The organism is Desulfobulbus alkaliphilus (genome assembly GCF_016918545.1).
Classification (GTDB): Bacteria; Desulfobacterota; Desulfobulbia; order Desulfobulbales; family Desulfobulbaceae; genus Desulfobulbus; species Desulfobulbus alkaliphilus.
Genome location: NZ_JAFFQC010000432.1, coordinates 1 through 386, shown reverse-complemented (window position 1 = coordinate 386; position 386 = coordinate 1). Strand labels below are relative to the sequence as shown.

The window sequence follows — 386 nt, the reverse complement described above, 5'->3', positions numbered from 1 at the left end:
CATCAACAAGGGGCAGGTGCCCTCGCTGGAATCCAGCAAGGACAGGCTCTCGGATTTCTATTTCATCCACCAGAACGATCCGGAACGCGCCGCCGACATGGTGGTGGATCTGGTGCGCAACCACATCCCGCGCCGCTTCGGCCTGGACCCGGTCAACGACATCCAGGTGCTCACGCCCATGCACAAGGGCGCCGTGGGCGCGGCGCAGCTCAACCTGCGCCTGCAGGCCAGCCTCAACCCCAACGGGCTGGAAGTGCGGCGCGGCGAACGCAGCTTCCGCCTGCACGACAAGGTCATGCAGATCCGCAACAACTACGACAAGGACGTCTTCAACGGCGACGTGGGCCGCATCGTCTTTCTGGACGGCAAGGAGCGGACCCTGAGCG

General features: G+C 64.5%; 1 pseudogene. It reads left to right on the top strand.

Annotated elements, in window-relative coordinates:
* Window positions 1-386, top strand: a pseudogene (locus JWG43_RS19275) (SF1B family DNA helicase RecD2); the annotation flags it as partial.